This window comes from Marinomonas sp. KMM3893 (assembly GCF_004352855.1).
In the GTDB taxonomy this organism is placed as follows: Bacteria; Pseudomonadota; Gammaproteobacteria; order Pseudomonadales; family Marinomonadaceae; genus Marinomonas; species Marinomonas arenicola.
The window spans coordinates 398382-423368 of sequence record NZ_SJSC01000003.1 but is presented as its reverse complement, the minus strand read 5'-3'; the positions used below and the strand labels follow the sequence as shown (position 1 = coordinate 423368).

22 protein-coding genes are annotated in these 24987 nt (G+C 47.1%); 4 read left to right on the top strand and 18 right to left on the bottom strand.

Annotated elements, in window-relative coordinates; genetic code table 11:
- Positions 1 to 12 precede the first annotated feature (12 nt).
- The 3 genes from sdhA to sdhC are packed head-to-tail and all read right to left on the bottom strand — an operon-like array spanning position 13 to position 2507.
- Positions 13 to 1785, bottom strand: a complete 1773-nt coding sequence (gene sdhA, locus E0D71_RS09850; protein ID WP_133003134.1) for a succinate dehydrogenase flavoprotein subunit — start codon at positions 1783 to 1785, stop codon at positions 13 to 15.
- 3 nt (positions 1786 to 1788) lie between these two features.
- A complete protein-coding gene (gene sdhD, locus E0D71_RS09845) occupies positions 1789 to 2136 on the bottom strand; it encodes a succinate dehydrogenase, hydrophobic membrane anchor protein (RefSeq protein WP_133003133.1) in 348 nt (115 codons plus the stop codon).
- Positions 2130 to 2507: a succinate dehydrogenase, cytochrome b556 subunit gene (sdhC, locus tag E0D71_RS09840; RefSeq protein WP_133003132.1), complete on the bottom strand. Its 378-nt coding sequence runs from the start codon at positions 2505 to 2507 to the stop codon at positions 2130 to 2132. Before sdhC ends, sdhD begins: the two co-directional genes overlap by 7 nt.
- A gap of 568 nt (positions 2508 to 3075) precedes the next feature.
- On the opposite strand from sdhC, the gene gltA reads away from it, so the two are divergent.
- Positions 3076 to 4359 (top strand): citrate synthase, encoded by a 1284-nt coding sequence (gltA, locus tag E0D71_RS09835; RefSeq protein WP_133003131.1) that lies wholly within the window; start codon positions 3076 to 3078, stop codon positions 4357 to 4359.
- 79 nt (positions 4360 to 4438) lie between these two features.
- Here the strand turns inward: gltA and E0D71_RS09830 are convergent, their stop codons facing one another.
- A complete protein-coding gene (locus tag E0D71_RS09830) occupies positions 4439 to 4666 on the bottom strand; it encodes a hypothetical protein (RefSeq protein WP_133003130.1) in 228 nt (75 codons plus the stop codon).
- Positions 4666 to 5838, bottom strand: a complete 1173-nt coding sequence (locus E0D71_RS09825) for a DUF2066 domain-containing protein (RefSeq protein WP_133003129.1) — start codon at positions 5836 to 5838, stop codon at positions 4666 to 4668. The genes E0D71_RS09830 and E0D71_RS09825 overlap by 1 nt, the downstream gene beginning before the upstream one ends.
- Positions 5839 to 5954: 116 nt before the next feature.
- Here E0D71_RS09825 and purM point away from each other — a divergent pair, with 116 nt between their 5' ends.
- Genes purM through E0D71_RS09810 form a run of 3 tightly spaced genes read left to right on the top strand, consistent with a single transcriptional unit; the run spans position 5955 to position 8414 of the window.
- The gene (purM, locus tag E0D71_RS09820) at positions 5955 to 7013 is read left to right on the top strand and encodes a phosphoribosylformylglycinamidine cyclo-ligase (protein ID WP_133003128.1); all 1059 of its coding nucleotides are present in this window, start codon (positions 5955 to 5957) and stop codon (positions 7011 to 7013) included.
- Complete coding sequence (gene purN, locus E0D71_RS09815) at positions 7010 to 7663, top strand: phosphoribosylglycinamide formyltransferase (RefSeq protein ID WP_133003127.1); 654 nt, start codon at positions 7010 to 7012, stop codon at positions 7661 to 7663. The genes purM and purN overlap by 4 nt, the downstream gene beginning before the upstream one ends.
- Positions 7664 to 7679: 16 nt before the next feature.
- Complete coding sequence (locus E0D71_RS09810) at positions 7680 to 8414, top strand: DUF3108 domain-containing protein (RefSeq protein WP_133003126.1); 735 nt, start codon at positions 7680 to 7682, stop codon at positions 8412 to 8414.
- On the opposite strand, the gene mobA is transcribed toward E0D71_RS09810, so the two are convergent.
- The 13 genes from mobA to E0D71_RS09745 all read right to left on the bottom strand — a co-directional run bounded on the left by mobA (position 8409) and on the right by E0D71_RS09745 (position 24986).
- The gene (mobA, locus tag E0D71_RS09805; RefSeq protein ID WP_133003125.1) at positions 8409 to 9002 is read right to left on the bottom strand and encodes a molybdenum cofactor guanylyltransferase; all 594 of its coding nucleotides are present in this window, start codon (positions 9000 to 9002) and stop codon (positions 8409 to 8411) included. The two genes, E0D71_RS09810 and mobA, sit on opposite strands and share 6 nt — an antisense overlap.
- Positions 9003 to 9004: 2 nt before the next feature.
- The gene (locus tag E0D71_RS09800; protein ID WP_133003124.1) at positions 9005 to 10009 is read right to left on the bottom strand and encodes a glycosyl transferase family protein; all 1005 of its coding nucleotides are present in this window, start codon (positions 10007 to 10009) and stop codon (positions 9005 to 9007) included.
- Positions 10006 to 12690: a nitrate reductase gene (locus E0D71_RS09795; RefSeq protein ID WP_133003123.1), complete on the bottom strand. Its 2685-nt coding sequence runs from the start codon at positions 12688 to 12690 to the stop codon at positions 10006 to 10008. The genes E0D71_RS09800 and E0D71_RS09795 overlap by 4 nt, the downstream gene beginning before the upstream one ends.
- Positions 12691 to 12981: 291 nt before the next feature.
- Positions 12982 to 13311 carry a nitrite reductase small subunit NirD gene (nirD, locus tag E0D71_RS09790; RefSeq protein ID WP_133003122.1) on the bottom strand — a complete coding sequence of 110 codons (330 nt, stop codon included), beginning with the start codon at positions 13309 to 13311 and terminating at the stop codon, positions 12982 to 12984.
- 11 nt (positions 13312 to 13322) lie between these two features.
- Entirely contained in the window at positions 13323 to 15881 is a 2559-nt protein-coding gene (gene nirB / locus E0D71_RS09785) for a nitrite reductase large subunit NirB (RefSeq protein ID WP_133003121.1), read from the bottom strand.
- 62 nt (positions 15882 to 15943) lie between these two features.
- Positions 15944 to 17185, bottom strand: a complete 1242-nt coding sequence (locus E0D71_RS09780) for an FAD-dependent oxidoreductase (protein ID WP_243712011.1) — start codon at positions 17183 to 17185, stop codon at positions 15944 to 15946.
- A gap of 63 nt (positions 17186 to 17248) precedes the next feature.
- Positions 17249 to 18094 (bottom strand): ABC transporter ATP-binding protein, encoded by an 846-nt coding sequence (locus E0D71_RS09775; protein WP_133003120.1) that lies wholly within the window; start codon positions 18092 to 18094, stop codon positions 17249 to 17251.
- A gap of 13 nt (positions 18095 to 18107) precedes the next feature.
- Positions 18108 to 19079: an ABC transporter permease gene (locus E0D71_RS09770; protein WP_133003119.1), complete on the bottom strand. Its 972-nt coding sequence runs from the start codon at positions 19077 to 19079 to the stop codon at positions 18108 to 18110.
- Positions 19080 to 19151: 72 nt separating this feature from the next.
- Positions 19152 to 20561, bottom strand: coding sequence for a CmpA/NrtA family ABC transporter substrate-binding protein (locus tag E0D71_RS09765; protein ID WP_133003350.1), 1410 nt, complete (start codon positions 20559 to 20561; stop codon positions 19152 to 19154).
- A gap of 346 nt (positions 20562 to 20907) precedes the next feature.
- On the bottom strand, positions 20908 to 22098 hold the full coding sequence (locus E0D71_RS09760; RefSeq protein ID WP_133003118.1) for a CmpA/NrtA family ABC transporter substrate-binding protein: 1191 nt from the start codon (positions 22096 to 22098) through the stop codon (positions 20908 to 20910).
- On the bottom strand, positions 22095 to 22697 hold the full coding sequence (locus tag E0D71_RS09755) for an ANTAR domain-containing protein (RefSeq protein WP_165942980.1): 603 nt from the start codon (positions 22695 to 22697) through the stop codon (positions 22095 to 22097). Before E0D71_RS09755 ends, E0D71_RS09760 begins: the two co-directional genes overlap by 4 nt.
- A gap of 204 nt (positions 22698 to 22901) precedes the next feature.
- Positions 22902 to 23546: a response regulator transcription factor gene (locus E0D71_RS09750; protein ID WP_133003117.1), complete on the bottom strand. Its 645-nt coding sequence runs from the start codon at positions 23544 to 23546 to the stop codon at positions 22902 to 22904.
- Between the two features lie 105 nt (positions 23547 to 23651).
- On the bottom strand, positions 23652 to 24986 hold the full coding sequence (locus tag E0D71_RS09745; RefSeq protein ID WP_133003116.1) for an HlyD family type I secretion periplasmic adaptor subunit: 1335 nt from the start codon (positions 24984 to 24986) through the stop codon (positions 23652 to 23654).
- Between the last annotated feature and the right edge of the window lies 1 nt (position 24987).

The window sequence follows — 24987 nt, the reverse complement described above, 5'->3', positions numbered from 1 at the left end:
TCCAATTACTCCTTAGTATGAACGAACTGTAGGTGGAAAAGCTTCCATCGTTTTCGGTCCAAAGTTTACGTCACGTTTCGTAACTGCTTTGCTCGCAGGATGGAACAATGAGTGTTTCAACCAGTTTTCATCATCACGCTCAGTAAAGTCATTACGGGCATGCGCACCACGACTTTCTTTACGGAATTCTGCTGGAATAGCGGTTGCTTCTGCCACTTCTAACAAGTTCTCAAGCTCAAGTGCTTCAACACGTGCGGTGTTAAACGCCTGACTCTTATCGCTAAGGTTTAGGTTTTCTACACGCTTACGGATCTCTTCAAGCGCTTTCAAGCCTTTCTGCATCATCGCACCTTCGCGGAATACGCCAAAGTACAACTGCATGACTTTTTGAAGTTCTGCACGAACCGTAGCAACATCTTCGCCGCCAGTCGAATTATTCAGACGGTTTAAACGAGCCATGGCTTTTTCAATGTCCGTGTCGTTAGCATTAAGCGTGTCAAAACCAGCGTCTAGCACCTTCTTAACATGCAAACCAACAGCACGACCAAAGACCACCAAATCAAGCAGTGAGTTACCACCTAGACGGTTCGCACCGTGGACAGATACACACGCGATTTCGCCACATGCATACAAACCATCGATGATCACATCTTCGCCTGAGTCGCTTTGCATTAGCGCTTGACCACTGATGTTAGTTGGCACACCACCCATCATGTAATGACAAGTAGGAATTACTGGAATCGGCTCTTTTACTGGATCTACGTGAGCAAAAGTACGAGACAACTCTAGGATACCAGGAAGACGTTTGTTCAACGTTTCTTCACCTAGGTGATCAAGTTTAAGCAATACGTGATCGCCTTCTGGACCACAGCCACGACCTTCTAGGATTTCAAGAATCATAGAACGTGCGACTACGTCACGACCGGCAAGGTCTTTCGCGTTTGGCGCATAACGCTCCATGAAACGCTCGCCGTCTTTGTTAATCAAGTAGCCACCTTCACCGCGACAACCTTCTGTCACAAGTGTACCGGCACCGTAAATGCCCGTTGGGTGGAACTGCCACATTTCCATGTCTTGAACAGGGAAACCAGCGCGCAACACCATACCAACACCATCACCAGTGTTGATGTGTGCATTGGTTGTAGACTGGAAGATACGACCCGCACCACCTGTCGCCAATACCGTTGCTTTTGCTTTAAGGTAAACCGTTTCGCCTGATTCAATACAGATTGCGATAACACCAACAACGGCGCCTTCACTGTTTTTCACAAGGTCAGTTGCGTACCACTCATTTAGGAAAGTAGTACCGCCTTTCAAGTTTGCTTGGTAAAGCGTGTGTAGCAAAGCGTGACCAGTACGGTCAGCCGCAGCACAAGTACGTGCCGCTTGTCCGCCTTTACCGAAATCTTTTGATTGGCCACCAAAAGGACGTTGGTAAATACGACCATTCTCTTTACGAGAGAAAGGTAGACCCATGTGCTCAAGCTCAAATACCGCTTGTGGACCAACAGAACACATGTACTCGATGGCTTCTTGGTCACCGATGTAGTCTGACCCTTTTACGGTGTCATACATGTGCCAGCGCCAATCATCATTTGGATCTTCACTTGCGATTGCACAGGTAATACCACCTTGTGCAGAAACTGTGTGTGAACGCGTTGGGAATACTTTCGTTACACACGCCGTGTCTAAACCGGATTCTGTCAATTGCAATGCGGCGCGCATACCAGCACCACCGCCACCAATTACAATGGCATCAAAAGAAATAGTACGAATATTTGCCATTACTTAAAGCCCCCAAAGAACCTGAATGCCCCATACGATGTAAACAAACATCAGTAGACCGCATAGCGCTTGAAAAAAGAAACGAATACCGGTTGGTTTAATGTAGTCGGTTGACACAGACCACAAACCAATCCAAGAGTGCATACCAATGGACAGCAGCATCATTAAACTAAAGATACGTACCCAAGTGGTCTCGAATAACGCACTCCACTGATCAAATGTTAGATCAGGGTGCAACAACAAGTAACCGATAATAAAAACCGTGTACAAGGACAAAACGACAGCAGAAATACGCTGCATCATCCAATCATAAAGACCAGAACGGCCGAAACTTGTGATTTGAGTTACCATATCCACACCCCTGCTAAAACGATTAGGACGGCAGCGATCACTAGGTTAGCGATGGCAGCTTGGCGCCCACTTTCTAATTCTTCAAAATAACCAAGATCCATAAACAAGTGTTTAATACCTGCTACGAAGTGGTACATCAAAGCGGAGACAACACCCCAAATAATGAACTTCGCTAGGAAGTTGTTTTGAAGCATATCAACAACGTGATCAAAACCTTCTTGAGACTCTAAAGAGACATCAAATGCATAAAACAAGAAGATCAAACCTACGAAAAGAATGATTCCTGTTGCACGATGGAGAATTGATACTATTGCTGTTACGGGCTGCGATATTGTTGAAATATCAAGGTTGACTGGTCTTTTTTTACTCACGACTCTTTACACCATTTTATCGATTGAATGGTCAATCACGACCCAATATCTATATGCAGATACACACTCATTGTTATAAAGTGCTACTGCATCATAGGCCTGCTTTGAAAATCCCATCGATTTGCAAACGAGTTTTGGTAAAGCAACTACTCTTTATCTCAATACGTCGGCAAATCAATGAAATCATCGGAGCCGCAATTATAGACCAGCAAAATTTACTAAGACAAATAGACAAGAGTAAGGGTTTTCAATGGTCATCATTCACAAGCTGAATGTAACCATAAGCTAAAACAATAATGGTATTAAATTACAAAAAATAATCCCGTTTTTTTTGACAAATACCTCTTATTTTTCAATAGGTTAAACGCATCGAGCGTATTTTTCAACCACAGGGAAACCACCCATTTTGTCAGATAATTACAAACAAAAGACCAAATATGCAAGTAGTTTGCAAATGCATAAGATTGACTTTTATAGTGCGTAGACAGTACTTTTTGCCCACCTTCTGGGCTAAGCGCATAATTCTGTCACTTCTTAGCCTCGGATCAGAATATGAAGGAGACCATAAATGGCCGATAAAAAAGCTCAACTTACAGTAGATGGGATCGATAAAACCATCGAATTACCTGTTCTTTCCGGTACGCTAGGCACAGACGTTATTGACGTACGCTCGCTAGGCTCAAACGGTATCTTCACTTATGACCCTGGCTTTATGTCCACAGGCTCATGTGAATCTGCCATTACTTATATCGACGGCGAGGCAGGCATCTTGCTTCACCGCGGTTACCCTATTGCACAATTAGCAGAACATTCTGACTATTTAGAAACCTGCTACCTTCTTTTATATGGAGAGCTACCAGACAAAGCTCAAAAAGAAGAGTTCGAAAGAACGGTTGGTAATCACACTATGGTGAACCAATCTATGCACAAGTTTATCGAAGGCTTCCGTAACGATGCCCACCCGATGGCGATCATGTGCGGACTAGTAGGTGCATTGTCTGCTTTCTACCAAGACCACATGGACATTAGCAATCCAAAACACCGTGAGATTGCGGCTTTTCGTTTAATTTCGAAAATGCCAACTCTGGCGGCTATTTGTTTTAAATACTCTAAAGATCAGCCAGTTATGTACCCACGTAACGACTTATCTTACGCAGAAAACTTCTTGTACATGATGTTTGCAACACCTTGTGAAGAGTATGTTGTTAACCCTGTTTTTGCGAAAGCCATGGATCGAATTTTCATCCTACACGCTGACCATGAACAAAACGCATCGACCTCTACGGTACGCCTAGCCGGTTCTTCTGGCGCTAACCCATTCGCTTGTATCGCCGCTGGCATTGCAACGCTTTGGGGACCTGCTCACGGCGGTGCCAACGAAGCAGTATTGTCTATGCTTGAAGAAATTGGCGATGTTGAAAACATCGACGAATTCATCGCAAAAGCGAAAGACAAAAACGACCCATTCCGTCTAATGGGCTTCGGTCATCGTGTTTATAAAAACTTTGACCCTCGCGCCAAAGTAATGCGTGAAACGTGTGACCAAGTATTAGCAGAACTGGGCATGTCAAATGACCCATTGCTAAAAATTGCCAAGCGTCTTGAGCAAATCGCCTTAGAAGACCCTTACTTCGTAGAGCGTAAGCTTTACCCGAACGTAGACTTCTACTCAGGTATCATCATGAAAGCCATTGGCATTCCAACCAGTATGTTCACGGTGATTTTCGCCATGTCTCGTACTATCGGCTGGATTTCTCACTGGAACGAAATGATCAGCAGCCCTTACAAAATTGGCCGCCCTCGTCAGCTGTATGTCGGTAAAACAGAAAGAAATTACCCTACTGACAAGTAGTTAATGACGACTGAGTTTGCATAAAAAAGCCGCGCTATTTCTAGCGCGGCTTTTTTTGTTTTACATTACCCTAAAAAGACTACTCGTCTTCTTCTACTATCTCGGTCACTACTTTGGCGGAACACTTAACGCACTCACCTTCAATCCAAACCTTATCCTTGTCTTGGTATTCCACAGGGTTGGTCATCCCAAGGTCCATTTCCATGCACTCATTACACCAAGTCTGACGCAAAAAATCTTGCTGCTCATCGGCAGGACGGGCAAAAAAGTCGACGGTTTGTACTGTGCCTTCATTTACATCTGTCACTATTGAACTCCATTGTATTTAAAATATTCGTCCGCAGCGGGTTCGGGCGTGCTGACGACAGGTTGTGCAATCACCGCAGGTGTTTCGCCATCAGACGGCGCACTGGCCTCTGTGTCTGACACTGTTGGCAACACAGCCACTGGCGGCGGATTCGTTACCTGCAACACACTGTTTAACGAGATGCTGTTGATGAGCTTTTGCTTGCTGCCATTGATCGCGATCGAGAAGAGCACCACGTCATCTTTAGCGCCCACAACGGACACATCTCTCACCACACCGACTCTTTCAAGGTAGGTTTGCACTGTGTTTAACGCACTATAACTGTTGATCCCAGACACCTGGACAGTCATACGACTCTCCGCTTGGTTGTTTCGAACCGCGGCATAACGAGTGGAAAACACTTTGGCCATCGCCGCGCTGGCTTGGTCTGTTAGTGCCGACAAATTATCGCCGCTCAACGTAAAGCGCTGAGAACTGCCGTCACTTAATAGCACCAGCAAGCTGCCACTCAGACTGCCCGCGTAATCTGCCACCCGAATGGCCGCCACCGCGTCTGTTTGATAGCGTTTACTGGCTTTGCTTATACTGCCTTCAAAAAAGCCCCATACATCGGCTGATGAAATGGCATTCTTATCAACCGAATCAATTAAGGGCGCGTAAATAGGCACGCCATACATGGCCGCCGACGACGCCAGATTATTAAGCAGATCGGACGGTGCGTTTGCACCTGATAATTGACGCACACCGCTGTCTTCACTCACCGCCCACACTAATACAGACGGACGATCTTCTCCCCAGACAGGCAAATTGTGTTGCGACAGAAAGCGATCAATGGATTCGGCATAAAACACCACGGTCACTTGCTTTCCTGCGACCAATTGACCATCAACAGGCAACAATTGACTTAATGCGACAACCGAATGCTGAGCAACCCAAGTCGGCGCCTCTGACTGCGCCTGCTTTAACAAGTCGCCAGTGATCGCCGCCTTGTCCCCCGACACTCGAACCAACACTTGTTCAACCGCTTGCGCAAAGGCTTCATTAAGCATTTGCGCTTCCGAATCGGTCACCGGCAATTTTATTTCAGCCCGATAAAGGTGCTTAACCGGAACCGCATTGGCGAATGACACAAAAAAAACACTGAATAAAACTATTAATATACGAAAATTCATAACCCTTCCTTCGTTTATTTGCTTATTCTACTGTCTTAATACCAAAGAACCATAGCCCTAATGCGTCACTATGCTAAAATGCATTTTTTTCCTCGTACCATGATAAGGCATAGGCAATGACCAAGTCGGATAAAACATCGATTAGTTATAAAGACGCGGGCGTTGATATCAACGCAGGCAACCAACTTGTTGAGCGCATTAAAGGCGTCAGTAAAAAAACTCGTCGCCCTGAAGTAATGGGTGGATTGGGTGGATTTGGCGCATTAACTCGTCTTCCAACCAAATACAAAAACCCCATTCTTGTTTCCGGCACAGATGGTGTAGGCACCAAGCTGCGCTTGGCTATGGACCTTAACAAACACGACACTATTGGTATTGACCTAGTGGCGATGTGTGTTAATGACCTTATCGTCGCTGGAGCAGAACCACTTCTTTTCTTAGATTACTACGCAACAGGTAAGCTAGACATAGACGTGGCAGCCAATGTGGTCACTGGCATTGGCGAAGGCTGTCTTCAGTCTGGTTGTGCCCTTGTGGGTGGCGAAACCGCTGAAATGCCTGGTATGTACCACGATGGCGACTACGACCTAGCGGGTTTTTGTGTCGGCGTTGTTGAAGAAGAAGGCATTATTGATGGCAGCAATGTAAAAGCTGGCGACACTTTAATTGCATTAGGTTCTTCTGGCCCTCATTCAAACGGTTACTCTTTGATCCGTAAGATTCTTGAAGTCAGCAAAGCCGATCTAAATCTAGACATCGACGGTGTGGCACTAAAAGACGCCCTAATGGAACCTACTCGCATTTATGTGAAATCCATTCTGAAATTAATGGAATCCGTTTCTGTTAATGCGCTGTCTCACATTACCGGTGGTGGTTTGCTTGAAAACATTCCACGCGTATTGCCAGAAAGCGCCGCCGCTCGCATTGATGCAAGCAGCTGGAAACGCCCTGCCGTGTTCGATTGGTTACAAGAACAAGGTAACGTTGAGCAAGAAGAAATGTACCGCGTCCTAAACTGTGGCGTTGGTATGGTGCTTGCTATTGACGCTGACAAAGCAGAACAAGCCTTAGCCATCTTAAAAGCAGAAGGCGAAAACGCTTGGATCATCGGTGACATTTGCGAGCGCAATGGCGGAAAAGAAGTACTGATTTCCGACCTTGAGGCCAATGCATGAGTTTTCCCATCGTTGTCTTAATCTCTGGCAGCGGTAGCAACTTGCAAGCTTTGATTGATCAAAGCTTGCAAGGCAAGCTCGACATTACGATCAGCGCTGTAGTGAGCAACAAAGCCGATGCTTTTGGCTTAGAAAGAGCCCGCAAAGCAGGCATACCGACTCATGTTTTGGATCATAAAAGCTTTGGCAGTCGAGAGGAATTTGACCAGTCACTGCAAGAAGTGATTGATCAATACCAACCTAAACTCGTTGTTCTAGCTGGCTTCATGAGAATCTTAACCGATTCCTTTACCCGTCACTACGAAGGCCGAATGCTCAACATTCACCCTTCTTTGTTGCCGAAATATAAAGGGCTAGATACGCATCAACGCGCCATCGATGCGAATGATAAAGAACATGGAGTCTCTGTGCACTTTGTCAGTGCTGAGCTTGATGCCGGTTCGGTTATCGTGCAAGCTAGAACCCAAATAGAAGCGACAGACACCGCCGATTCATTAGCAGAAAAGATTCATAAGCTTGAGCATGTGATCTATCCGCTGGCGGTAAAGTGGTTTAGTGAAGGCAGATTAACTGTCAATAATGGTAAAGCACTTCTTGATGGCCAACCGCTTCCCGAAAGTGGTGCCGATTACAAAGAAGTGCCTGAATAATGTAGGAATAAAACGTATGGGCATTCATAAGATTCTAATACCACTCATTATAAGCTTACTCGCCTTGCCCATACTTCCTGCCTACAGTGCCAGCGAAAAGTCAGACGCTTTTCTCACGCCCTATTCTGCGGTCTACAGCACCGTCTGGAAAAAAGGCATTACCGTTAAGGTAAAAGGCACACAAACACTCACCAAAGAAGCCAACGGCAACTGGCATTTTGCCTTTACCGCCGACAACCTGTTCGCGTCTCTAAACGAGCGCAGCACCTTCTCTGTCAACCAGTACCAAATTGTGCCCTCCCATTACCTGTATGAAAGCAGTGCATTTGGCAAAAAGCGCAAGGCAGAGCTTCTTTTTGATTGGTCAAAAATGCGGGTTCGCAACGACATCAAAAACAAACCCTGGAGCATGAAAATCGAGCCCAAAACGGTCGATAAGCTCAGCGTGCAATTGCAAATACGAGAAGATTTAAAGCAAGGGAAAACGAATTTAAGCTATTTAATTGCAGACGGCGGTTACACCAAGAACTGGCGCTTCAAACGTTTGCAGACCGAAACCATAGACACCACACTAGGACGTCTTAAGGCGATCAAGGTAACGCGCATTAAAGACGCCAATTCAAAGAAACAAACCTCGTTTTGGTTTGCCCCTAGCCATGACTTTTTATTGGTGAAATTGACTCACAAAGAAAAAGGCGGCGAAACATACACACTGGACATAGAATCGCTCGAGACCCCCAGCGAATCATAATTGGCCGGGGGGAAGGTTTGCGTCCAACTGCGCCTGATAATTGACGTTCAGTAAATCGCTGTCACAGTGCCACGGCACACAGCAATAACCATGTTGCCGGTAAAACGCCAACACGCTATTTTTCTCGCCGCTAGCCAAAAAATCCGTCAAGGACAAGAACGCCGATTCAACCGGCATAATCGCGTGCAAAGGATGAATACCACTGTCACTTTCTAAGCAATGTATCTTTTCTGGCTGCGCCAAGCTCGCGGCATTTAGCGCAGCAAAAGCCGCGCTAGAAATATTCGGTGTATCACAAGGTGCCACTAATAAATGCGAACTACGGGCACGATGGAGCACACTCCACAACCCAGAAAGTGGCCCTCTATTGGCGTACGTCTCGGCGTCTTTTACCCATTCATAACCGAGCGCCTGATAATCCGCAAACTGGCGATTTACGTTTAACACAACCGTCGAGGTTAACCCTGACATGGCCTGTGCTACGCGCAATATCATAGGTTTACCTTGATAACACTGTAAGCCCTTTTCCACACCCGCCATGCGCTGCGCCTGACCACCTGCCAGCACAGCACCAGATAAAGACCGCATGATTAGAGCGCCTCTTGCAATGACAAGGCACTTTTGTCCCGTTTTGACCAGATCGTATCAGCCAAGCTCAAGCAAGCTTCGTGGGATTCCACCTTGAACACCAAACCGGCCACCGACGCCAGCGTTTGCCTTACAGCTTGTTCCCCAAACGGGTCCAGGCTCACGCCTTGCCAATGCTCCGCTAAACGTGCCAAATCCAAATTGTCTTTGAGTCGTTTATGCTCGCGCTCAGCTTTCGGCCAGCTCGTCCGAGAAGACACACCTTGCTGGTGTTTGCCCAACACCACATCACGCTCTGGGTTCACTTCGGCTTCCCCATTGCCACCACGAAACACCAACACGGAAGGATCGCCTAACTGCCCAGTGGCCTCCAAATGCAAATCATCGTAGCCCTTATGAAACACCCCATGAACACTGTGTTCACCGCCAAATGGGTTCATCATACGAACCACGGTATTCACTGGCGAACGCAAACCTAACAAATATTTTAGGTCCATCATGTCACTGAGTTTGGCGTCGATGTTCGCCAGCGCAATATAGGCAAAATTACGCAGTTCTAACTGCTCATCCACCTCGGATCGAGTCTGACACAAAGGCCAATTAAAAGCCTTTAGCACCTGATCCACATAAATACGTTCTTCGCCACGAAAAGAATGACCGTGCATCACGGTTTTCACGCCATCATTCGCCAATGCCAACGCCGCCAATAAAAACCATGGCAATTCATTGCGCTTACCTGCATAACTCGGCCAATCCAGCTGTACTTTATGCTCAATGCCTCCGCGCTCGGCTAAAAAACGACGCGTTGCTCGAGTAAAGCCTACGGTTTCATCGACTGTTTCTTCACGTATGCGAATCAACATCCAAAAGGCGCCTATTTGTTCTGGTGCCACCGTCTCTGTAAGGATAAGCCACATCGCTTGTTCCGCTTCTTGTTCCGTTAAACTACGGGCCCCTTTTCTTCCACGACCTAGTATTTTAACAAATTGCGTAAACGCCTGACTCATGCAGATAGCTCCATTCTTTTCGGTATAAAGTGTTTCAATTCAGGGATGCAGGAACCACAATTGGTGCCGCATTTGAGAACCGCGCCCAGTGCTTCAACGGTCTCAGCCCCCGATGCTATGGCTTTCTCGATTTGTTTACTACCGATTTGATAACAAGAGCAGACAATATTCCCTTTATCTTCAACATTGGCTGGCAAACCAACCAATAGCGCGATGCGATCCAGCTCTGACAGCGCATCACTTGAGGCCAATTTAGACAGTAACCAATCCGCTGACACCACTTCAGGCTGATGACTCAAATACACAACCGTATCAAGCCGGCCACCAGCCAAACAAGCCAAACGCAACTGCCCCGTCATGGGGTTTGTGTATTCCAGCCAATGATTCCCCTCAACACACAGCGCTTCTTGCCATGGCGAAAAGGCTTCTTTCAACCTTGCTAGGTGAACGCCATTGGGCCAAACCACCTCATACCGAAAGCCTTGATCAGAAGGAATCACACACCAATACAATGCCTCAGGGAAGGATTGCGGCCGTGAAGACACCACCAATGCATACTGCAACAGTGGGATACGCTCCACTTGCACAACGCCATGCTTAGACTCAGGCTGGCCTGATAATGGGTCGACTGTTTGTGGAATCAGGTTGGAAACGACGGCCGCGTTAGCAAATTGCTGCGTCCAATGAATTGGCACAAATATCTGACCTTGAGCCGTGCTCTTGGTCACTTTGGCTTTTAATCTCACCTCACCGTGAGGCGAACTCAGGCGCGTTAATGCTCCGTCGATAATACCCAGTCGCTGTGCGTCTTCTGGGTGAATATCCACATAGGGTTGTGCCGTGTGTTTTGCTAACGATGGGGCATCACCGGTTCGCGTCATGGTGTGCCATTGGTCGCGGACTCGGCCAGTATTTAACACAAACGGCCATTGTTGGGTGACCTTGAGCGCAGGCAAGCTGGGTTTGATAGGGACAAATTGCGCGCGACCATCCTGAGTAAAAAAATGACCGTCGGCAAACATGCGTTTGGTCCCTTCTGGCTTGCCTTCCGGCACTGGCCACTGGGTCGGTGTGAAGCCATCGTACTGGGCTTGAGTGATATGGCGATAATGACCAATATCAAAATCCCGGGTGCCATTATTTTCAAAAGCAGACAGCCCAGCATGCTCCGCAAAAATCTCATGCACACCTTGATAGTCAAACGCCGAACCGTACCCCATGGCTTTGGCGACTTCACAAATCGCCCACCAGTCGTGTTTTGCGTCACCCGGCGCTGGCAACAATCCGCGCTGACGAGAGATCCTGCGCTCAGAATTGGTGACAGTACCGTCTTTTTCACTCCAACCTGTGGCTGGCAATAGCACATCCGCCATGGCCGTGGTGTCTGTGTGCGCCTTGCAATCGCTAACAATCACCAATTCGCACTTTTCCAATGCGCGCCTTACTTGCGCAGTATCCGGCAAACTCACCATGGGATTAGTGGACATAATCCACAGCACCTTTACTTTTCCAGCCTCAATCGCCTGAAACAAATCCACCGCCTTTAAACCATTTTGCGTGGCCATGTTCGGCGCCTGCCAAAAACGCTGCACCAGATCCAAAGCGCCCGGTGTAGCAAAATCCATATGGGCCGCTAACTGATTCGCCAAACCACCCACTTCACGCCCTCCCATGGCATTAGGCTGACCGGTAATGGAAAAAGGCCCAGCGCCTTCTTTTCCAAGTCGAGCGGTCGCCAAATGACAATTAATAATGGCGTTGCATTTATCCACCCCTGAGGAGGATTGGTTCACGCCTTGGGAGTAGAAGGTCACCGCCTTATCGTTGCTCGCCCACCACTGAGAAAGCGTCATCAAATCGTGCTCATCCACACCACAAAATGCGGCTGTGCTGGCCACATCTGGAGTGGACTCCATCGCCTGCTGCAAGGTGGCTTCAAATTGGTTGGTATGCTGGGCGACAAAAACGTCATCCACCAGCCCCATGCGAGCCGACTCCTGCAATAAAAAAGAAAAAATCGCCGCGTCTGACCCTGGGCGAATCGCCAGATGCAAATCAGCAATATCGCAGGTCGCCGTGGCCCTTGGGTCTATCACTACGATTTTCATAGAGGGTCGCTGTTGTTTCGCGGCAACCATTCGCTGAAACAAAATGGGGTGTGTCCATGCGGCGTTCGAGCCCACCATAATCAGCAAATCACAGCGCTCTAGATCATCGTAATTGCAAGGCACCGTATCTGACCCAAACGCTCTTTTATACCCCACCACGGCAGACGCCATACAAAGCCTGGAATTGGTGTCCACATTGGCGGTACCAATGAAACCTTTCGCCAGTTTATTCGCCACATAATAATCTTCTGTGAGAATTTGCCCAGACAGATAAAACGCGAACGCATCGGGCCCATGATCTTTCACCACTTGCGAAATCTTGTCAGCAATGGTGTCAATCGCGCGCGCCCATGTTGCTACTTGGCCGTCAATCTGTGGCGACAGCAAGCGATCGTCTGACTTGATGGTTTGCGCCAAGCTGCTGCCTTTCACACACAAACGCCCAAAATTAGCAGGATGATCAAGGTCACCAGACACCGGAGGAACAACCTCATTAGGGTTCGCAGGCAGGCTCAAGTTAACGCCGCACCCGACACCACAATAGGGGCACGTTGTTTTCACTGTTGTTGTCATGGCTTGCTCCTAAACGAAAAAAAGCCCAACCGCATTGATCTCAATGCGGTTGGGCTTCGTTGCCTTTTTATGATATTCGTCTGCTTTATATGACAGCCTTCATCGGCCCTCGGTGCAGTATGCTTAGATAAATGCAAAACACAGGCCAATATTTATGACTTTACGTAAAAATATAAATCACATATAAATCAACAACTTAACAATCCATCAAACCAATATAAAAAACACCAATCAAAAAGGCATCTTTTGCTTACTCTAAGTGCACCATAAAGGTGCCACGCCTGCCCAATATTAATCAGGCTGTCGAATGTAGACCTTGCCATCAACCAACTTCGTCGGCCAAGCAGGCACTTTAACGTCTTCTTCTACACACTGACCATCCAATAAAGAATAATGCTGCTTGTACAAGGGACTTGCCACCGACCACTGCCCCTGTAGGTGCGTCACTAAACCTCGCGATAACACATTGGCTTTGCCAATCGGGTCCCAATTGCCAATGGCAAACACCTGCTCTGGTGCGGCTGGCACATAAAACAAGGCCACCTGTTTGCCGTTTACCATTGCGGCGACACCCGCATCGACGACTAGATCACTTTGCTTACAAATTAAATTCCACTGCATTGCTGTTCTCCCTAGCCTACTTTTGCGATCAGTTGCTGCTTTTCTAAATCGGTTGCTGGGCGCACTTGGTTACGCTCTTCAACAAACACCACATTAGTGTCTTCGCCTTCGCTGTTCACAAATTGGCGGAATGTTTTCAGCGCCTCGTCATCTTCTAAGGTGGTTTTCCATTCGCACTGGAAGGTATCAACCACGGCCTGCATTTGCGCCTCCAGCTCTGCGCACATTCCAAGCTTGTCTTCGATCACCACGCTTTTAAGGTAATCCAAACCGCCCTCAAGTCCTTCCATCCACACGGAAGTACGTTGCAATCGATCGGCGGTTTTGGTGTAAAACATCAGAACTCGGTCAATGTATTTCACCAAGGTCGCATCGTCTAAATCCGTCGCGAACAAATCCCCATGGCGCGGCTTCATCCCGCCGTTTCCACAAACGTACAGATTCCATCCGCCCTCCGTCGCAATCACCCCGATGTCTTTACTCTGTGCCTCTGCGCATTCACGCGTACAGCCAGACACCGCAAACTTGATTTTATGAGGGGATCGAAGGCCTTTGTAGCGATTCTCAAGATCAATCGCCATGGTCATACTGTCGTTCACACCATAACGACACCAAGTACTGCCCACACAAGATTTTACGGTTCGTAAAGATTTCCCATAGGCTTGGCCCGTTTCAAAGCCTGCGTCAATAAGCTGTTTCCAGATTGCCGGTAACTGAGACAAGGTCGCACCAAACAAATCAATTCTCTGCCCGCCCGTCACCTTGGTATAGAGCTTATACTGCTGGGCAACTTCTCCCAGCACGATGAGTTTTTCCGGCGTGATTTCTCCGCCAGGAATACGCGGCACAATAGAATAGGTACCGTCTTTTTGCATATTGGCTAAGAATCGGTCATTGGTGTCTTGCAACGAAATATGTTCTTTTTTCAGCACATAATCGTTCCAAACACTGGCTAGAATTGACCCAACCGCTGGCTTACAGATATCACAACCGTGACCTTTACCATGCTTGGCCAATAAGGCTTTAAAACTTTTGATTTCTTCGACCTTGATCAGGTTATACAGATCTTGGCGGGTATACGCGAAATGCTCACACAAATCCGTACTCACCTCTACGCCTAAAGAAAGCAGCTCATTGTCCACCACTTTTTTCAGCAAAGCGGCACAGCCACCGCAGCCTGTCGCCGCTTTGGTCACGCCTTTCACATCACCGACAGACAGCGCACCCTTGCATACGGCATCGCTGATATCTTGTTTGGAAACATTATGACAACTGCAAATAGACGCCGTTGCAGGCAAAGCATCGACGCCTAAGCCCACCGGAGCATCGCCCATGGCTGGCAAAATCAATGATTGAGCTTGGTCAGGCAAATCGATGGCGTTTAAGAAATACTGCAATAAGGTATCGTAGTAACTGTTGTCACCCACTAACACGGCACCTAGCAGCTTTTTACCGTCTTCAGAGACCACCATTTTCCGGTAGCTTTGGCTCATTTCATCTTGGTAAACAAAGACCTTACAACCCTGAGACTGCCCATGTGCATCGCCAATGGAGCCAACATCGCACCCCAACAATTTCAATTTCGTACTCATGTCGGCGCCGGTGAAAGACAAGGATGCGTCCCCTAACAGGTGCCCCGCCGCCGTTTTCGCCATAGTGTAGCCAGGCGCCACCAAACCAAAGATACGATTATTCCAAAGCGCACACTCGCCAATCGCATACACGGAATCATCGCTGGTCTGACAATGGTTGTTGATGGCAATCCCGCCTCGCTCCCCCACCGTCAATCCAGACTGTTTCGCCAAAGCGTCTTGTGGACGTATCCCTGCAGAAAATAAAATAAGATCCGTTTCTAGATGGCTACCATCAGCAAAATTCATCCTGTGGTACGCGTCATCCCCATCAATGATTTCTTGCGTCACGGTATTGGCGTAGACGCTAACGCCCAACTTTTCGATCATGACTTTCAGCACTTCGCCGCCGCTTTCATCCAGCTGCACGGGCATTAATCGCGGGGCAAACTCCACCACACTGGTTTCAAGCCCTAACTGCTTAAGTGCATTGGCGGCCTCAAGACCTAGCAAACCACCACCGACCACAGTGCCTCGGGTGGCATGTTGAGCGCATGCTCTAATCGCATCAAGGTCTTCTAGGGTGCGATAAACAAACGTGTTATCACGCTGATGACCAGCAATAGGAGGCACAAAAGGATAAGACCCTGTTGCCAATACCAATTTGTCGTATGGCAGAAACTCTCCTGTTTCTAAGGTAAGCGTTTTCGCCTCTCTGTGGATCTCTGTGACTTGGCTGCTGGTAAAATAACGAATGCCATTTTCATCGTATAATGAGCCATCCGTCATGGCCAAATCGGCGGCGCCTTTACCTGAAAAATACTCGCTTAAATGAACACGGTCATAAGCCAAATGAGGTTCTTCGCCCAATACCGTTATCTGATACAGGTCCTGACCACCCTGAGCGATCAATTGCTCGATGAAATGGTGCCCGACCATACCATTACCAATAACGACTAAATGCGGCTTAAGTGCTCTGTTTGATGTCTTTGAAATCATCTTATTTTCCTCTCACCAGTATCCGTTTGCCCGTAGGCTGACAGCGTCTAGAAAGGCTTGTTTTAGGCAACTTTGGATTGGCAGTACGCTTCGCCAAAGACCAGTAAATCAAGCATGTCAGAGACATTGGTCTTATTTTGAATCAGCTGGAAATACCAGCTACCATCGGCGACGTTGCCATAAAGAATTGCGCCCACCAGTAAGCCATCGTTGACCACCAGTTTGCGATAATGATTGGATCCTACATCGTTAAATACGATGCAATTATCATCTTGATTAGGCTGAATCCTTCCAACGGAGAAAAGATTCACACCTGATACTTTTAGTTTTGTTGGTACGGGCTCGATCAAGAATCGAGCTTGATTGCCAGCCAGCACGGCAAGCAATACCTTTATTTGCGTCCAAATCGGAGCCACTAACCCAAAGGTTTGATCGTCAAATTCGCAACACTCACCTAGGGCAAAAATATCTTGGCAAGAGGTCTTCATCTGCGCATCCACAAGGATCGCTCGGTTAACTTGAAGCCCTGCCTTTTTGCCTAATGCCACTTCTGGTGTAATGCCTGCGGCCATAACCACCATCTTGGTTGCTATCTGCTCCCCATCCGGCAATTTGACGTGCGAAACAAGACCCTTTTCGTTTTGTAACAAGGTTTGTGGGCTTGTCCCTAAACGAAAATGAACGCCCATTGTTTCTAATTTTCTCTGCAACAAGCGTGCCGATTCTGTGTCGAGCTGTCTGTTTAATAACCACTTAGAACGATGAAACACAGTGACTTGATGACCTCGCTTGGCCAAACCAACGGCGGCTTCCAGCCCCAGCAAACCACCACCAATCACACTAACAGGCTGAGAGCCTTTTATGGCGGACATCAAGTTCACGTCTTGCCATTGTCGAAACCCTATCACGTTGCTTGCCTGTGCACCGTCAATCGGCAGCATGGTGGCGCGAGAGCCTGTGGCAATGATTAACTTATCGTAAGACATCACCATGCCACTCAGTAAAGTAAGGCTTTTTTTCTCAACTGAAATGCCCTGAACAGGGTCACCTGATATAAGAGTGGCACCAGATAAGACCATTTCTTCAAGGTTCACCAAAGCCATGTCGGCCGATGAAATCTCCTCCGCCAACAAAGAAGACAACATAATGCGGTTGTAACCAAGCTGCGGCTCTTCGCCTATCAAGGTAATGTGAAAGCGCTCGCTCTGCTGACGACATAATTCATAAGCGAGTTTACTGCCAGCCATCCCTCCACCGACAATCACTAGGCGCTCTTTAACAGGCGTTTTGACGACTTTATGCACTGCCCACCTCCTGCTGATTTGCCCTTGAAATATCTGTCTCTGGTACGCTTAACATTGGCTTATTCATGCGCTCGCAGCTTGCTGACACGTCTTTTTACTGGCCTTAGAGACGGAAACAATAGGCTCAACTTTGCGCTGTTTTTCATATAAGAAAGTTAGAACCTGGGCTCTGTAATTGACATATTTAGGGTCATTAGCCAAGGCCAAACGATCCCTAGGGCGCTCCAAATCCACTTTCAATATTTCGCCCACCGTGGCCGCAGGGCCATTCGTCATCATGATGATGCGATCCGACAGTAATACGGCTTCATCCACATCGTGGGTAATCATGATCACCGTGTTGTTTAGGTCTTTTTGAATGTCCATCAAAGAGTCTTGTAAATGGGCTCGAGTGAGCGCATCCAAAGCACCAAATGGCTCGTCCATTAGTAGTACACTGGGCTCCATCGCCAGCGCTCTGGCAATGCCTACTCGCTGCTTCATACCACCAGAAATTTCATTCGGTCGCTTGTCCGCTGCGTGCGTCATGTGCACCAACTCTAAATTGTGCAAAATCCATTCGTGCATTTCTTTTTTGGATTTTTTGCCTTTAAACACCCTCTTCACCGCCAGCTCTACATTTTCATAAGCGGTCAGCCAAGGCAGCAAAGAATGATTCTGAAACACCACCGCTCTTTCAGGTCCTGGCCCGCGCACTTCCTTGCCATCCAGTAACACTCCGCCCTCTGTCGCATCATAAAGTCCGGCAACAATGTTCAATACAGTGGATTTACCACAACCAGAGTGACCAATGAGAGACACAAACTCCCCTTTGGCTATTTTAAGGCTGACGCCATCCAACGCTTTAAAAGGACCATGCGCGGTAGGAAACTCAATCGACACTTTACTGATATCAAGATGGGTAGACATACTCTTCTCCTAATTAGCGTAATACTTGGCTTTTATCCCAAGACACAAAGCGTTGAACCGTTAACATCGCTCGGTCTAACAAAAAGCCGATAAAGCCAATCATCAACACCGCCACCATAATGCGCCCTAAAGAATTCGAGCTGCCATTTTGAAACTCATCCCAGACAAACTTACCCAAGCCTGGGTTTTGCGCCAGCATCTCTGCAGCAATCAATACCATCCACGCAATACCAAGAGACAAACGCAGACCGGTAAACATCAAGGGGATCGCTGAAGGAATGACGATCTTGATCACATGAGTCAGCCAACCCAGCTGCAACACTTTCGACACATTCAAAAGGTCTTTATCAACCGCCGCCACACCCACCGCGGTATTGACCAAGGTCGGCCACATACAACAGAGCGTGACAGTAAACATCGACGTTAAAAAAGATTTAGAAAACATGGGGTCATTCGTGACATAGGTTGCGCTCACGACCATGGTGACCAATGGCAGCCACGCCAACGGCGAGACCGGTTTAAAAATCTGAATGATCGGATTTAAAGCGCTGTAGATCGAACTGTTTAAGCCAATTAAAATCCCCACCGGCACGGCGATTAATGACGCCAATCCGAAGCCCGCTAAGACGGTATAAAGACTGGTGAATATTTGCTCGAAAAAAGTCGGCTTGCCAGTGTAGCCGCGAATGGTCCCAACATAACTTGGGTCTTTCGCTTGTCGCTTCGCAATGCGCACTTCTTGACGCTCATAAAACTTGGCTTCTTTTACCTTCTCCCGCTGATGATCCGCTACCAAGCTATTCCATTGCTGGTACACCACCACAGGGCCTGGAAACACGCCGAGTGAGGTGTGCACTTTACTCGCACCAACTTGCCATAAAAGCAGGAAAACAAGGATGCCAAAAACAGGAAAGAAAACCGATTTTAAAGAGAAGCCTGACAGCCACTCTTTAAACATTGCCGTTGATACAATTGATGTTTTCATAATAATCTCACTATTGCGATGTGGCTTAGATTAAACAGGCTGCAAGCCAAGCTCGCAGCCAGAGGGCCAAAACTAAATCTGGTCATCGCCTTTTAAACCTATGGTGAAACTGTCTAGATACGCATTCGGGTGCTTGCCGTCATAAAGCACATGGTCAATAAACTCATTTTGAGGCGGTTTAAAGCCATCTTCTGTTGCAAAGTCAGGGAAATCTGCGGCCGTCATGACACCATCTTCAATTAAAGACTCTGCGGCTTGTTGATAAATGTCTGGGCGGTACACCTCTTTCGCGGTTTCCATATACCAGTCATCCGATTTTGCCTCTGGAATTTGCCCCCAACGGCGCATTTGTGTGAGATACCAGATCGCATCGCTGTAATAAGGGTAGGTAGCGTGATGACGGAAGAAGACATTGAAGTCAGGGATCTCGCGCTTGTCCCCTTTTTCATATTCAAAGGTCCCCGTCATACTGTTGGCAATGACTTTTTCATCGGCCCCCACGTATTCACTACGAGCCAGTATTTTCACTGCTTCAGGGCGATTGGCGTTGTTGTTTTCATCCAGCCATTGGGCGGCTCGGATCAAGGCTTTCACCACATGGATGTGTGTATTTGGATACTTATCCGCCCACGCTTGGCTCACGCCAAACACTTTTTCTGGGTTGTTTTTCCAAATTTCATAATCTGTGATAACCGGCACACCAATGCCTTTAAACACAGCCTGCTGATTCCAAGGTTCGCCCACGCAATAACCTGAAATCGTACCGGCTTCCATGGTGGCGGGCATTTGTGGAGGTGGCGTTACCGACAAGAACGCATCGGCGTTAATTTGACCACTGACATCGCCCTTTTTAGGAGAGTAATACCCCGGGTTAATGCCCCCTGCCGCCAACCAATAACGAAGCTCATAATTGTGCGTAGAGACAGGAAAAACCATTCCCATGTTGAAGCGTTTGCCTTGTGCCTTAAAGTTCTCAATCACGGGCTTCAAAGCACTCGCGCTGATCGGATGAACCGGTTTGCCATCTGCGCCGACCGGAATATGCTGTTTCATTTGTTGCCAAACATCATTGGAGACCGTAATGCCGTTGCCATTTAGATCCATACTAAATGCCGTTACTATGTGCGCTTTGGTGCCGTAACCAATGGTCGCACCCAGCGGTTGCCCAGCAAGCATGTGCGCCCCGTCAAGCTGCCCATCAATCACTCGATCCAGCAATACTTTCCAGTTCGCTTGCGCTTCCAAAGTCACATACAAACCTTCGTCTTCGAAATACCCCTTCTCGTAAGCGATGGCAAGAGGCGCCATGTCCGTTAATTTAATAAAGCCAAATGTCAGCTCTTCTTTTTCTGGGTAACCTAGCTCGGCGTGCGCAACACCGGCAAACACCGCCGACCCGACAAGTAAGGACACAGTGATTTTTTTGCTCGCCACTGCGAATTTCGCTAAAGGTAACAAGGCTCTCTTCGGTCTCAAATTCATGATCAACACTCCGCTTAGGCGTAAAAACAAAAAAAGGCGCATGCGAATCACAATCAATGTGTTCGCAGGCGCCTTTGCCATTCTTCGATCATTCAACTCTGAACAATCTAAAATTAGGGTGATAATTAGCGCTCGTTGCTAACCTCACCAAACTGTCATCGGAAGCGTTTTTCTATCCGACTGTCTATATAACTCTCTTAATCCTAATAAAGCACGGAGCATGCCAAAAAAAATAAACCATTGATTATTAATCATTTTATTCATATTCAGCAAACAAGTGTGTCATCTAGTATCAATAAAGCAGATCATTTTTGGGCATATTTTTTCAACCCTGCACCATGACTAATCAAAAACGAAGACCATGTAACACCCCATCAGGGTGCAACTGAACGCGATTCGCTGTGACCGCCGTTAAAAACGCTTTTTCTTGCTCTTCACTGATTTTCCTACCAGCCTCTTCAGGTCGAGCTAGACCAAGCGCTTGATAGTAGAGATCTTGACGATACACCTGCTCAACAATTTGATTCAAAGGCGGAAGTTGTGCCAGTTGTTGCCATCGAGACATCTGCGCCATTATCCATAATGCATAATTAGGCAACGGCCGATTGATATCGACCCCAGAAAAGCGCTGATAAGCTTCCATTGGCCAATCAAATTGCCCTTTTGGCTTCAAGGTATTAAAGCCATACATCAGCTGCTCAGCAGAACAATTTAAATAATCTGGATGGCTCAATATGGTCAATAATTCAGCCTGATTCTGTTTATCATCGACCCACTGACAGGCACGATTAAGGGCGCGTATCATGGCTAAATACACCTCTGGATGTTGCGCCGCCCAGAGCGAATTCACCCCAAATACTTTTTCTGGCGTACTGCCCCATAAGTCGTACCCAGTCACCAATATATGACCCACACCCTGCTCGACTGCCAAACTGTTCCAAGGCTCACCAACACAATAACCATCTATCTCACTTTTTTTCAGATAATCGACCATCTGTGCAGGTGAAACAACGATAATCTGGAGGTCTTTATCTGGGTCGATCCCAGCCTGAGCCAACCAGTCACGAAGTTGGTAGTTGTGGGAAGAATAAGGGTAAACAATGGCAAAACGAAGCGCTGGATCGGTTGGCTCTTTTTTATCTAATAAGCGCTTTAAGGCCGCGCCTGAGCGGATATCTTCAGGACCATTGCTGTTGCTAAGCAGTTTTTGATACAAGGCATTGCTGACGGTAATCGCATTGCCGTTGTGACTTACTGTAAAACTGGTTTCCATCGCCGTTTTAACGGTCCCAATGCCCAAACTTGCCGCTATCGGTAATGACGCCAGCATATGCGCCCCATCCAATACATTAAACGCAACCTTATCTCTAATGCTCGCCCATGAGGCTTCTTTGGACAGGGTTACTTGAACCCCTTCAGCTGAAAAAAAGCCTTTTTCATGAGCAACAACAAAAGGCGCACAATCAATTAAAGGAATAAAGCCGACTCGGACCGGCTCGCTGTGCGTTATCACTTTGCTAGAACCAAACACGCTCATTTTGCTTCCCCCAATAATTCCATGACAGAGATGACGTTTCTTGCCACATCGATCATGCGCTGACTTCGATCCATGGCTAACTTTCTTAAAGCTTGGTAAGCCGCAGGTTCATCACAAGCTTGATGCTTCATAATTAGACCTTTTGCCTTCTCTATGACTTTTCTATCCTCAAGCTGACTTTTCACCGAGTCCAGCTCCAAGCGGAGCGCCTGAAATTCCCGAAAACGCGCAATGGCCACTTGCAACAAGGCTTTGACACTGCCACTTTGCACACCATCTACCACATAAGCGCTCACCCCTGCTCGGATCGCGGCTTCAACGTATTTGGAGTCATCTTCTTCAGCGAACATCACAATCGGTCTGGGGTTGTCTTTGGTTAAGCGAGACATATTCTCCAACATATCTCTGTCTGGCGACTCAATATCAATAATCACCATATCTGGCTGACTTTCCGTTACGGCTTGGGTCAAATTTCGCGCGTTCTCAAGACGCCGAATCACTCGATAACCGCTGTCTAACATAGCTTGTTCTACGATGGCCGCTCGGGCTGGCTCATTATCAACAAGCATGACAGTCAATTCTTTGGCTGGGGGGGTCATGTGCAGTCTCTCGAAAACAGCTATAAACACCTTAATGAAGCAATAAGTGCGCCATAATGAGACAGGAAAAGGCTAAATCAGATCGTCAGCGTGCAGAAGCCTAATGGCAACAAAGCTGGAGAAGGGTGTTTTTTTGTATGGAATTAAATACGTTAGCCGCGGATGGTGCAGCTAACACAATACAGTGATTCGATAGGGAATATCTTAGTGCGTAAAAGACGAGCCTTGCACCAAAAGAGCCAACGAAAGGCGATCTTTGGTCTGAGTTTTTTTAAATATGGCGGTAAGGTGGGATTTTACCGTTCTTTCTGTGATGTCCATTTCATAAGCTATTTGCCTATTTGAGAGTCCGTGGGCAATAAAACGCACCACATCTTGCTCTCGTTCAGACAGCGTCATGAGCAACTCAGTATCTTCAATTTGTTGCGCTTGAGGTAGCGATTGGGCAATTAAATTTTGAATAAACTGCTTACCGCCCCATATTTCACCAGCGTCGATTACGGACAAGGCTAGGGCGAGCTGCTCTTTTGCAATATAAGGTGAGCATTGCCCACTAACCCCAAGAGAAAGCAATCTTAATGCCGCATTCTGACTTGGCTGATTAGGAAAAACGACTATTTTTATCGACGGATAAGCACGGCGTAATCGCGCCACATCTTCTACTTTTTTGGAAAAATTCTCGTCTTCTAAAAACACAAAAAAGTATTGAAAGCCGCCATCTGCTTTTGCATCAAGATGAGATTGAACGTCTTGCATATCTAGAACGCGAGTCAACACAGTCCCTTTTTTTACTACTTTTCCCCAATGATTCCATACGGCGTCATCAGTATTCCAGCACAAAATATTCAAAGCGTCCCTCACCTACTTCTGTTGTTGCTATTCATTCTACTCTCGATGTAAAAAACAGACTGTGAAAATTTGTTACTCTTTCCGCTAACACAGTGCTCTTTTGTATCATCTCTCGTGCAAGGCATTTTGCTTGGCTTTGATAATCGGTTTTAACAAATAGTCCAACAAGGTTTTCTTCCCTGTGATGACATCTACTGTCGCTTGCATACCAGGAATAATAGGCAGATTTTGCTGGTCACTGCCCAAGTAATTACGGTCTGTTCTCACTCGCACTAGATAAAAACTTTCCCCCTCTTCATCTACTATGGTATCGGCACTGATATTTTCAACCGTCGCCTGTAATCCACCATACACAGAGAAGTCATACGCGGTCAGTTTCACCACCGCATGCAATCCAGGTTTAATAAAGCCAATATCCTTAGGCCTTACTTTTGCTTCTATTAATAAAGAGTCTTCGATCGGAACAATTTCCAGCAGATTCATACCAGGCGTGATAACACCCCCAACGGTGTTAATCTGCAACTGCTTCACGATGCCTTTAACAGGCGACCTTACTTGAGTCCGAGATACCTTATCTTGCAAGGAGACATTGGCTTCACGAAGCTGATCCAGCTTGCTGCGCACTTTGGTCAAATCCTCTTGCGCATCAGCGCGGAACTTTGTCGTGCTCTCGTTCAACTTGTTTTCCGCTTCTTTTAAAGCGGATCTCGCTCTGGGTAGCGCCAACTTAGTTGCATCCAAATCCCCTTTAAGTTGGTTCACCTGTCTTTCTAGTTGCAGCAACTCAACACGCGACACCGCCCCTTGCTCAAAAGCCGGACGCGTTAAATTCAACTCTTCTGTTGATAATTCAAAGCTACGCTGTAGGTTACTTAATTTGGCTTTCTGCTCAACTATTTCTTGTTGTTTTTGCGCCACCTGTTGATCGAAGACAAGTTGATTACTGCGCAGTGATGCCGCCCGGTTTTTATACAACTCCATCTCTCGACTAACCACATCCGGGTGCAGGGCTCTCATTTCAGAATCAAAATTGGGTTCTTTGCCTAATGCTTCCGCTTGTAAGCGAGTGGCGCGAGCTCGTAAATTGACCGACTCCGCTTCTTGCTCTCTAAGAGACGAAACCGCTTCGGTGTTTTCTATCGTCATCAGGATTTGACCGCGTTCAACCGTCTGGCCTACACGAGTATTGATTTCTTTGAGGATACCCCCTTCCAAGTTCTGAATCTGTTGAACTTGGCTAGAAGGAATAACCTTGCCTTCCCCGACGGTTATTTCATCAAAATCCGTGTTGTCGGCCCAGATAACGGCGGCCACCACAAAGATAAAAATAACCCATAGAATGATGCGGCCACCACGCGGGGTTTTTAACATCAGTGCTGAGTTTTTATCGTTCAAAAAACCCAAATCACTTTGTGATATCTTATTCGATTTTTTTGTCATG